This is a genomic window from Collimonas antrihumi, assembly GCF_018304965.1.
GTDB classification, from domain to species: domain Bacteria; phylum Pseudomonadota; class Gammaproteobacteria; order Burkholderiales; family Burkholderiaceae_D; genus Collimonas; species Collimonas antrihumi.
Map to the genome: position 1 here is coordinate 1 of NZ_JAGQED010000049.1, position 10,543 is coordinate 10,543.

Below are 10,543 nucleotides of genomic sequence, written 5' to 3' on the forward strand. Positions count from 1 at the left end.
GCTAAGTCGGGCGATGAACCGCCCGACTTAATCTGATATTCGTAGTCTTGAAGTCGCATTTTTTTGGTTTAAAAAAGTAGCTTTTATTAATATCGGTTTGTTTGGGACTTATTCAGACATTCCTTAGTTGATTATTTCCATTGCGGTGCAGACTGGCCGTTTCATGCACCGTGCCCGATATGTATGATGGGCGCGCATGAAACGGCCGGGCAGTCCTGTCAGCGTTTGATAAACATCGCAACAAACGCACTGATGACACAGCTCACAGCGACAATTGGAAATATCAGTGCAGTATTGCCAGAATGATCCAGCATTCTCCCGATAAGGGGTTCGCCTAGACCTGCAAACAGGTACGATGAAAAATTCATGATGCCTGTAGCGGTGCCGGCACGACGCGAGCCGACAAGATCCGGACATAATGCCCAAAACGACGACGCTGGCCCGTACACAAAGAAACCGCAGAGGAACAAAGCCATAACGCTAAGCATCGAATGGCCGGGAATCGTAAATATCCAGACACTCGTCATTGCACCCAGCACCATGTAGAGCATGATCGCTTTATATCTCTTCGAGCCGAACAATTTGTCCGATATCCAACCGTTGCTTAGCGCCCCAATGGCCATCCCCACCGGAAGAGCGACACTGATCCATTTAGGATCAATAAATGCGTCCGGCGACTTCGCCCAGTTCGATCCGAAAAAGTGGACAGGAACCCAGACAATGAGTCCATACCGCGCTGCGTTTTGAAAGCCCAGTGAAAGCGCTGCTACGATCAAACGCCAGTTCTTCAGCACTGCTTTATACCGAGTCCAGGAAGACTCATGTTGATCATCAAGGACAGCGCGTGCTTTATCTCCTTGGTTGGCAACACCGGTATCCAGTGGTTCGAAACCCATATCTTCCGGCCGCTCGCGAGCAACCAGATAGAAAAATATGCCGCCACCAAGCATCAGAAGAACGGGAATCCGGAATATCCAGCGCCAGTCAAGATGCAAAACGTCGAGCACTGCAATGGAGGTTATGTAAGAAAGCACGGAGGCGCAACCGGCGGCAAACACATAGAAACCATATACTTTCCCTCGCTCGCCAACGCCCCACCAATTTGACAGCAGACGGCTGCCTGGCGCCCAGCCCAATGCCTGGAAGTAACCGTTAACTGCCCATGGAAACATGAGACTCCCGAACCCGCTCGAGAAACTTACGATCCAATTGGCGCAACAGGAAAGAATCGCACCTAAGCTCATGATCCGGCGGCCACCGAATTTGTCCGCCAGATTGCCGTTGATTGCCTGTCCGATGGCGTACGACCATAACATGGCACTGGAGACCCAGCCTAAGGTCTCTTTAGTAAGGCCGAACTCTTTTTGAATACCCGGAATCGCGAAGCCGAATGTCTGCCTGCCGGTGTAGAAAAACAGATAACAAAGCATCGCCGCCAACAGCATTCGCCATTGCGCCCTGCGAAAGCTTGTGTCGGTTGCTACGAGCGGATCTGACGTCGTATAAACGTAACTCATTGCATGTCTCCTTTATCGAGGATACCGGGTTGTTATTCCCCGGTAAACCTCATTCCTATTTGGTTGGAAAAGGTAATTGTTTTTATAATTAAATTTAATTTAATTTGGTTAGCTAAAGTTTCAGATGTTGCTGGCTCCTTATTGGCTCCTTATTCCTTCCACTGAAATGTAAAAGTCATCTGACCGCTTCAGGGCAGCGCAGCGGCGGCTTTTGTACCGATAAAATTTTTCCCTCGCGCACCCTGCATGGCGTGTTGCACCATCTCCTGCGCTTCCGGCGCTGAAACGCCGTAGTCGGAAAATTCGGTTCGGACTTCCAGCTGGTGTAGTAAAGCTCGCAATCGATCTATCGCGGTTTTACGATCGGCATTGAATGCCCGTTGCAGAGCGATATCTCTCTCGGGGTGCTCGCCCCAAGCCATGCCGAGAACCAGGGGGAGCGTGAACGAGCAGGCAATTCCATGTGGCAGCCCATAGCGCAGAGTCATCTCGTAAGAGATGGAATGGGCAAGCGCTGTTTTGGTATTGGAGAACGCCAATCCGGCTTTCATCGCAGCGAGTGCCATGGATGATCGCAGTGCCTTGTTGTCGAGTTCCGTGGCAAGCAACGGCAGGCAGGCCATGATCTCGTGGATCGCCTGGATTGCGAAAGCGTCGGAAATCGGGTTCGCGTTGACGTTCCAGATCGACTCCAGCGCGTGCGATAACGCGTCCAGACCGGTGGAAATGGTGATTGATTTGGGGAGCGTGAGCATTAGCTCCGGGTCGACAATAGCCGCTTTGGGCCAGGTGCAATCCAGATGCAATGAGTATTTTTTTTGTTTCGCCGAATCCCAAATCGTTGCCCACGGCGTTACTTCGCTGCCGGTACCTGCGGTCGTCGGGATGGCGATGAGTGTCTTTGCCCTATTTGGCGTGAAAGGCTTGCCGTCAGCGAGCAGGGCCAGTAGTTCATCGAAACTTCCGCCTTCGGTTCCAACTATCAGTGCCTTGGCGGTATCGATAGCACTGCCGCCTCCCAACGCCACAACGATATCGCATGCGTGTTCGTCCCGCCAGAACCGGTTATACATTTCCGCCAACTGGGAAACATCCGGGTTGGGGTGGACATTTTCAATGACATAAACCAACTGGTCGCCTAGCAACTGCTCCAGCTTTTCCACAAGTCCCAACGACCTTGCTTCGGGAAATGTCACTACCACCACCTTTGCGCCATTGACGATCCTGGGCAGTTCTTGCAGGCTGCCCGGACCAAAATGCGTTGCGACGGGGTTAAAGAATCGTTGCGCCATCAGTGTCTCCTGTTTTATTGGTTATAAGTTCCCGGTAGATGGATTGTCGACGCACCTGTGTCATGGTACAAATCGATTATTATGTGGTTTCTATCGTTTCAACCGATAATGAAAGACCGCCATTTTTTGATGGCGTATGGATGGCGTATGCGTCACCAATGAGAAGTGAATTGCAAATCGTGTAGATTGAACGGCAGGGCGGCTATCTAGCCAAGGAAGAGGGTGTGCGCTTAAAGGATCTTTATGTACCAGTACCATAAATGGATTCGTTCGTTTCATGCCGTAGCCAAAGCACATAGCTTTACCGCCGCGGCGGCCTACCTGAAAATAGGCCAGCCAACTGTCAGCGAGCAAGTCAAGGCATTGGAAGACAGATTTGCCGTGGAGCTGTTTTACCGCCGCGGCCGGCATGTGGAATTAACAGACGCAGGGCGGCGCTTGTATGAAATTACTGAAGGGATTTTCGGTCAGGAAGACGAAGCTGTTCAGTTGTTGCAAAGCCTGCATTCCCAAAAAACAGGATTGCTGCGTATTGGGGCAGTTTCACCGCCCGTTGTGATGAATCTGACCTACGATTTGATGCGCAAGCATCCGGGCATTGAATTCGCGATATCGATCAACTCGGAAAAGGAAACGCTGGCCCGGCTCTATGACTTTACAATCGATATAGCGATTTTGGCTATCGTAGATCCGGACAAACGCTTGCATGTCGTGCCTTACCGCACTTACCCTATTGTCGCGGTCGTCAGAGACGACCATCCTTGGGCGAACAAATCATCCGTACCATTGGCGAGCATCAAAAATGAAGCAGCCATCATGCGTGAACGCGGTTCCAAGACGCGGGACTTGCTTGAGAACGCTTGTAGCAATCAGGGTATCCAGATAAATTGCGTGATGGAGCTCAACAGCCGTGAAGCCATCATGCATGCCATTGCGGAAGGCATGGGCATTGGCTTCGTATCCGAGATTGAATACGTGGCGATACCGGGAACGAAAGCGATCAAGCTTAGGGACACGACGGTGACTATCGACTATTACATGTGTTCACTTGCGGTGCGAAAAAACCGGCCACTGATCAGAAGCGTGCTTGAGTCGGGAACGCCACCGAAGACAACTCGCAAAAAATAGTTTCGGAAAGAAAGAAAAATGACGATTATCGAACTGCCTTTTCGGGCAACAACCGCGCAGGCTTGTCACTGGCTTGCGCAGCAAACCGGTAACTCATGGACATTGGCGCGCATGATAGAGAGCGGCTTGACTCCCTACGTCTGGCTGGACTATGACGCCGGTTATCCTGACCTGTTCGGTGATGCGAACGGTGGTTACGCGGCGCCGATTTTTTTCGAAAGCGACACCAAACGACTTGCCGCCGGAAGCGAGGATGTGCTCATCACGATCACGAAAGACGTCTATAAGATAGTGACGCAGCTCAAACCTCCAGGCTTTCGAAGGTCTTTGGATGAGTTACGATTTCTGAAGAAGGATCTGGAGCGCCTGGCAAGCAAACTCAAGCGCGAGGCCGAGGACGAGGCCGAGCCAGTTAAGATTGAAGTGGCAAAGGAATCGCAGAACGGCATCAGCAAAGAGCAAGTGTTAATCGCATTTGCCAGTCTGGTAAAAATTGATTTGGACCAGGCACTGTGCAGCGGTGGCTGCATATTTGGCGACGATGGAGCAAGGGTTAAAGGGAGTGCAAAAAGAGCAAAAAGCAAAGCCCTGTGGAACCCGGTCACGTTGGCGCTGGGATTAAACGACGTGTATCGGGTACCACTACCGCGTCTGAAAAGAGCTTTTAATGCGCATGATTTTTTGTACGCATGGGCTACAGAATGGAACCATTCTCTGGCGCTGCTGGGTAAATAAGGCGGCAGTGCAGTAGCCAGGTTGTCATCCGCCGCGCGAATTTCCCGTTAGCGCAGACGCGCCATTTCCAGGGTGGCGCTGAGTTTACCGAAACGGGCTGTAATATCTTCGAAAGCCTTTTGCTTTTGCTCAGTGCTTAAGCTGGTATCGTACATATTGCTGCGCAACAGTCCAAACATCGTGAGATCGGCGATCGGTTTCAGCTGGGCGTCAGTGGAATGCTGAAAGCCGGATAAGTCGAGAATGTTTTGCAGCACATCGGGTTGGCTGGCCGGGTTTTTCGGTTTGCCATAGGTGATGAAAAATTCTTCGATCTTGCCTTTGGCAGCGGCCGGCAGATCCTTGCGGTACAGCAGCGGATCGTTGGTGATCAAGGGCGAGGTCCAGATTACCCGCACTTTGCTGAATTTCTCAGGCGCTTCCTTTTTCAGGCGATCCAGTTCTTCGGTATTGTTGGTCGCAACATCAACTTGACCGTCGATCACCGCCTGCAGATTCTTTTTGTGATTGCCGGCCGTGATTTTCTTGAATAATTTTTCAGGCTCTACCTTGTTTTTGGCGAATGCATAGTAGGCCGGCACCAGATAACCAGAGGTCGAACCCTTGTCGCCGTCGTAAAAGCTATAGACACCTTTGTTCGTCAAGATATCTGTCAACGATTTGATCGGACTGCTGGCCGGTGTGATGAGTACCGAGTTGTAGCCGCGCGAGCCGTCCTTTTTCACCACCTGCGCAAAAATCGTCGCATGCTGGTCTTCCACTGCGTCCAGGGCAGCTTTGTTACCTAACCACGCTACCTGGATGGTGTTGGATTTCAGCCCGGCCAGAATCTTGCTGTAGTCGGCGGAGGCTACAACGCGGACTTCCATTTTCGTGAATTTTGCAAAATCATCGATGACCGGCTGCCAGCGCTTTTGGGTATCTTCGGCCGTGGTGGTTGCTATCAGGCCGATGGTGATTTGTTTTGGAATGTCTTCGTCCTTGGCGAATGCGCATACGCATAATATGGCCATAGAACACAAAACAACGATGATTTTCCGTAATATCTTCATACATTACCTTTCTAATTGTTATTTGTTATTTGTTATTGAATTGCGATGAAAAATACGTTGCGCTGGCCGCCCATCTCGCCGGCTTAATTACTGTGTCTCTTTCAGTTGTTCCAGAATCGCTGGATTTTCCAGTGTCGAGATGTCCTGGGTAATATCGTCCCCCTTGGCCAGCACTCGCAACAATCGGCGCATGATCTTGCCGGAGCGCGTCTTGGGCAGGTTGTCACCGAAGCGGATTTCCTTGGGCTTGGCGATCGGGCCGATTTCTTTGGCGACCCAGTCACGCAATTCCTTGGCGATCCGTTTGGCTTCATCGCCGGTCGGACGGCTGCGCTTGAGGACTACGAAGGCGCAAATTGCTTCACCAGTGGTGTCGTCCGGGCGGCCGACCACTGCGGCCTCCGCTACGATGGAGTGGGCCACCAGTGCCGATTCAATTTCCATCGTGCCCATGCGATGCCCGGAGACGTTCAGGACATCGTCGATGCGGCCGGTAATGGTGAAGTAACCGGTATCCTTGTTACGGATCGCACCGTCGCCTGCCAGGTACAATTTGCCGCCGAACTCTGCGGGAAAATAGGCGCTCTTGAAACGCTCCGGGTTATTCCAGATGGTGCGCACCATCGCAGGCCACGGGCGTTTGATCACCAGGATGCCGCCCTGACCATCTGGCAGATCATTGCCGGCTTCATCGACGATCGCTGCTTGAATCCCAGGCAGCGGCAAGGTGCACGACCCAGGCACCAGCGGCGTCGCACCTGGCAGCGGCGAGATCATGTGGCCGCCGGTTTCGGTTTGCCAGAATGTATCGACGATCGGGCAACGTTCTCCGCCAATATTTTTGTGATACCACATCCATGCTTCCGGATTGATTGGCTCGCCCACCGTGCCTAGCAGGCGCAAGGACGACAAATCATATTGCGATGGGTGGATTTTCGCATCGGCATCTGCCGCTTTGATCAATGAGCGGATCGCCGTTGGCGCGGTATAAAAAATAGTCGCCTTGTGGCGTTGGATCGTATCCCAGAAGCGGCCTGCATTCGGGAAAGTCGGGATGCCCTCGAAAATGATTTGCGTGGCGCCAACCGCGGTCGGACCGTATGCGATATAAGTGTGACCGGTGATCCAGCCGATGTCGGCGGTACACCAATAGACGTCATCAGGCTTGATGTCGAAAGTCCACTTCATGGTCAAGGCTGCCCACAAAAGATAGCCGCCGGACGAGTGCTGCACACCTTTCGGAGATCCGGTAGAGCCCGACGTATACAAGATGAATAGCGGATGTTCGGCATCAACCCACTCTGGTTCGCATTGCGCGGCCTGATCGGCTACCAGCTCATGCATCCAGAGATCAAGACCCGGATTGATTTTCACGTTGCCGCCAGTGCGTTTATAAACAATGACGTTTCTTACACTGTCGCACCCACCGAGTGCCAGCGCTTCATCCACGATAGCTTTCAACGGCAGGCGCTTACCGCCCCGGACCTGTTCATCGGAGGTCAGCACCGCAACCGCACCGGCATCGATAATGCGTTCCTGCAGTGACTTAGCGGAAAACCCGCCGAATACCACCGAGTGCGTAGCGCCGATGCGTGTACAAGCCTGCATCGCGACCACACCTTCGACCGACATCGGCATGTAAATCACCACCCGGTCGCCTTTTTTTATGCCGAGCGACTTCAAGCCGTTGGCGAACTTGCAGACTTTTTCGTACAGTTCCTGATAGGTGACTTTGGTGACGTCGCCGCTATCAGATTCAAAAATAACCGCTACTTTGGCCGCATTGCCGTTTTGCAGATGGACATCCAGGCAATTGTAAGAAACATTCAGCTGGCCATCCTCAAACCATTTGTAGAAGGGCGCATTCGATGCGTCCAGAACTTTGGTAAAAGGCTTGCGCCAGGTCAGATGTTCGCGGGCAAGCCTGCTCCAGAATCCTTCGTAATCACTCGTCGCCTCTGCGCACAACGCGTCATATGCGTCCATGCCGGAAATCGCAGCGGTCTTGGCAAACTCTGCAGATGCTGGAAAAACGCGGGTTTCGCTGGAAAAAATTTCGATGTTGGCCATTTGGATGTCTTTTGCTATTGAAAAATATTGATGCAAAGAGAAATTTTGTCGCAAATTTTTTGATGTGACGACAATGCATTCCTCAATTTGCTAACCCGTCGCAAAAGGTTGTGCCGGCCATTTCAGCGCAGTGACCGGCAGTATTTTTGCAACTGTGCAGATTGCATTATGCTTTATGTTTATTGTTGACAATCTACGCGATGTTAAATTAAAGTGCAATCACCGTTGAATAAAAATCTCCGCGGAATCGCCTGAACTAAGGCATCAGATCAGTCGCAACGACAGATTTCTCACACTTTAGGAACGCTTTCCATGCGCCCATTCTGGCTGGAACACGCACTTTCGATGGATGGCGAATTGACGCCTGCATTACAAGGCGCTCAGCGCGCCGACGTTGGCATTGTCGGTGGCGGCTTTACCGGCCTGTGGACTGCCTTGCAACTCAAGCAGAAGAATCCGGCGCTGGACATTGCGATTATCGAAAGCGACCTGTGCGGAGCGGGCGCCAGCGGTCGAAATGGCGGTTGCATGTTGACGTGGACTACCAAGTTTTTCACGCTACGCCGTTTGTTTGGAGAGATCGAAGCAGTGCGCCTGGCGAAAGCGTCCGAAGCAGCGGTAACCCATATTGCAGACTTCTGCCGCAAGCATGGGATCGATGCCGAATTCCGTCAGGATGGCACGCTGTACACCGCGACCACCCAGGCTCAGATGGGGACGCTGGCCCCGGTGCTGGAGGAACTGGACAAGCACGGCATCAACTCGTATCACTCGCTATCTACTGAAGAGGTGCAATGGCGCTCTGGTTCGATGCGCAATCTGGCCGGCGTGTTTTCGCCAATGGCTGCCACCGTGCATCCGGGAAAACTGGTGCGCGGACTGCGGCGGGTGGCTCTGGAAATGGGCATCCGGATATATGAGAGAACGCCGATGTTGGCATTTGAGCCAGGTCCGCAAGTAACCATACAAACGCCGGCGGGCACACTGCAAGCCGGCAAGATGGTGTTGGCCGTCAATGCCTGGATGGGAACTCTCTTCCCGCAATTTGAAAGTACGGTGGCGGTGGTTTCCAGCGATATGATCATTACCGAAAAATGCCCTGAATTGTTGCAAATGATCGGTCTCAAGGACGATGTTTCAGTACTTGATTCACGTACTTTTGTGTTCTATTACCGGACCACCGAGGACGGCCGCCTGATGTTGGGCAAAGGTGGAAATACCTTTGCCTGGCGCGGCCGCATTCTGCCGGTGTTCGATCAGCGTTCACCTTACGAAGATCAACTGAAGCAAAGTTTGCATGAATTCTTCCCGGCGCTGGCCGAGGTGCCGATTACAGCCAGCTGGAACGGACCGTCGGATCGTTCTGCCACAGGTTTTCCGTTTTTCGGAAAACTTGATGGCCATCCGAATATTTTCTACGGCTTCGGTTATTCGGGTAATGGTGTCGGGCCGACATATATGGGCGGACAGTTGCTGTCTTCGTTGGTGCTGGGGCTTGACAATGCATGGACTCGCAGTCCGCTGGCCGATGGTCCACGCGGTACGTTTCCGCCGGAACCGATCCGTTATCTGGGGTCGCTGGTGGTGCGCAATGCGATCCGTCGCAAGGAAAGCGCCGAAGATGAAAATCGCGAGCCGTGGTTGATCGACAAACTGCTCAGCAAGTTTGCCAATGCGGCCGGCAAAGCCGACAAAGCGTAGTTTTTATTTTTTGGAACAGGAAGCGGCATGAGCATCCAGCGCATCGATACCGTCAAGCGCCGTTCTGAGGTAGTGATCCACGACAACACGATTTATATCGGCGGCCAGGTAGCCGATAACACCAGTGGCGATATCGGCGCCCAGACCAGCGCCATTCTGGCTAACATCGATCGCTTGCTGGCCCAGGCTGGCAGCGACCGCAAGCAATTGCTGTCAGTGCGCATTCTGCTGGCCGATATTGCTGACTATGCAGGAATGAACGCGGTCTGGGATGAATGGATCCCGCTCGGCTACGCACCGACCCGCGCCTGCACGCTGCAACAATTGATCAACCCCGGCTGGCGGCTGGAAATCATCGCGATAGCTGCCAAACCACGTCCGGCCAGAAAAAAGCCTGACCATGCGTAATGCCGTTCAGTCAAGACGCCAGAGATATCTCCCTCATGCGTCGTTCCCGCGAACGCGGGAATCCATTTTCATTGTTTCACTCGGTAATTTGGATCCCCGCGTTCGCGGGGATGACCCCATACGCGCTAACCAAAATTCTGATTGCGGGTTAACATTGCGAAATTAAAATGAATCTCGCAAAAGATAATGGTCGCCGAAGAGTACAAAAACATAAGTGAAGACTGGTCGAAAATAGTGAAATTACTGCCTGATGGCTGGGAAGATCAGGCGCGGACGTTGGGCGCGTTAAAGTTTGGTCGCCAATTTTCTGGGCCGGATAATTTATTGCGCGTATTGCTGATGTATTTCAGTGATGGTTGTTCAATGCGAGAAACGGTGGCGCGTGCACGCGCAGGCAATTTGGCCGATTTATCTGATGTTGCGCTGCTTAAGCGGGTCAATAAATCGGGAGAATGGCTGCGTTGGATGAGCGAGCGATTGATTCAAGAAGCACCGGCGCCGGTGATGAAATGCTCTGCGCTGGACGGTAGGCGAATACTGGCAGTCGATGGCAGCGTGATACGCGAACCCGGTGCTATCACCTCGAGCTGGCGCTTGCATTATGCAATGGATATCGGCACGTTGGCCTGTCAGGAAATTC

9 protein-coding genes are annotated in these 10,543 nt (G+C 52.5%); 5 read left to right on the forward strand and 4 right to left on the reverse strand.

All coding sequences use genetic code 11. The features are described from left to right. Positions 1-218 precede the first annotated feature (218 nt). Both KHU29_RS21715 and psrA read right to left on the reverse strand, forming a co-directional pair. Positions 219-1,517 carry an MFS transporter gene (locus tag KHU29_RS21715; RefSeq protein ID WP_246542423.1) on the reverse strand — a complete coding sequence of 433 codons (1,299 nt, stop codon included), beginning with the start codon at positions 1,515-1,517 and terminating at the stop codon, positions 219-221. Between the two features lie 188 nt (positions 1,518-1,705). Further along, complete coding sequence (psrA, locus tag KHU29_RS21720; RefSeq protein WP_211455416.1) at positions 1,706-2,809, reverse strand: iron-containing alcohol dehydrogenase PsrA; 1,104 nt, start codon at positions 2,807-2,809, stop codon at positions 1,706-1,708. Positions 2,810-3,052: 243 nt separating this feature from the next. Between psrA and KHU29_RS21725 the strand changes: the two genes are divergently transcribed. Next, on the forward strand, positions 3,053-3,937 hold the full coding sequence (locus KHU29_RS21725; RefSeq protein ID WP_211455417.1) for a LysR substrate-binding domain-containing protein: 885 nt from the start codon (positions 3,053-3,055) through the stop codon (positions 3,935-3,937). Positions 3,938-3,955: 18 nt separating this feature from the next. Continuing rightward, positions 3,956-4,672, forward strand: a complete 717-nt coding sequence (locus tag KHU29_RS21730) for a hypothetical protein (protein ID WP_211455418.1) — start codon at positions 3,956-3,958, stop codon at positions 4,670-4,672. Between the two features lie 47 nt (positions 4,673-4,719). Here KHU29_RS21730 and phnD read toward each other — a convergent pair whose 3' ends face one another. Continuing rightward, positions 4,720-5,724 carry a phosphate/phosphite/phosphonate ABC transporter substrate-binding protein gene (gene phnD / locus KHU29_RS21735; protein WP_281416160.1) on the reverse strand — a complete coding sequence of 335 codons (1,005 nt, stop codon included), beginning with the start codon at positions 5,722-5,724 and terminating at the stop codon, positions 4,720-4,722. Positions 5,725-5,811: 87 nt separating this feature from the next. Then, complete coding sequence (gene acs, locus KHU29_RS21740; protein ID WP_211455420.1) at positions 5,812-7,794, reverse strand: acetate--CoA ligase; 1,983 nt, start codon at positions 7,792-7,794, stop codon at positions 5,812-5,814. A gap of 312 nt (positions 7,795-8,106) precedes the next feature. Here acs and KHU29_RS21745 point away from each other — a divergent pair, with 312 nt between their 5' ends. The 3 genes from KHU29_RS21745 to KHU29_RS21755 form a co-directional block, all read left to right on the forward strand. Next, positions 8,107-9,495, forward strand: coding sequence for an FAD-dependent oxidoreductase (locus KHU29_RS21745; protein ID WP_211455421.1), 1,389 nt, complete (start codon positions 8,107-8,109; stop codon positions 9,493-9,495). 27 nt (positions 9,496-9,522) lie between these two features. Further along, positions 9,523-9,903 carry a RidA family protein gene (locus KHU29_RS21750; RefSeq protein WP_211455422.1) on the forward strand — a complete coding sequence of 127 codons (381 nt, stop codon included), beginning with the start codon at positions 9,523-9,525 and terminating at the stop codon, positions 9,901-9,903. Positions 9,904-10,089: 186 nt separating this feature from the next. Further along, on the forward strand, positions 10,090-10,543 hold a 454-nt coding region (locus KHU29_RS21755; protein ID WP_484793074.1), incomplete at its 3' end, for a transposase.

Bases quoted from the DNA above. Each gene is read 5' to 3' on its own strand.
- KHU29_RS21745 (WP_211455421.1), top strand. From the start codon at position 8,107: ATGCGCCCATTCTGGCTGGAACACGCACTTTCGATGGATGGCGAATTG.
- KHU29_RS21730 (WP_211455418.1), top strand. From the start codon at position 3,956: ATGACGATTATCGAACTGCCTTTTCGGGCAACAACCGCGCAGGCTTGT.
- phnD (WP_281416160.1), bottom strand. From the start codon at position 5,724: ATGAAGATATTACGGAAAATCATCGTTGTTTTGTGTTCTATGGCCATA.
- KHU29_RS21715 (WP_246542423.1), bottom strand. From the start codon at position 1,517: ATGAGTTACGTTTATACGACGTCAGATCCGCTCGTAGCAACCGACACA.
- psrA (WP_211455416.1), bottom strand. From the start codon at position 2,809: ATGGCGCAACGATTCTTTAACCCCGTCGCAACGCATTTTGGTCCGGGC.
- KHU29_RS21725 (WP_211455417.1), top strand. From the start codon at position 3,053: ATGTACCAGTACCATAAATGGATTCGTTCGTTTCATGCCGTAGCCAAA.
- acs (WP_211455420.1), bottom strand. From the start codon at position 7,794: ATGGCCAACATCGAAATTTTTTCCAGCGAAACCCGCGTTTTTCCAGCA.
- KHU29_RS21750 (WP_211455422.1), top strand. From the start codon at position 9,523: ATGAGCATCCAGCGCATCGATACCGTCAAGCGCCGTTCTGAGGTAGTG.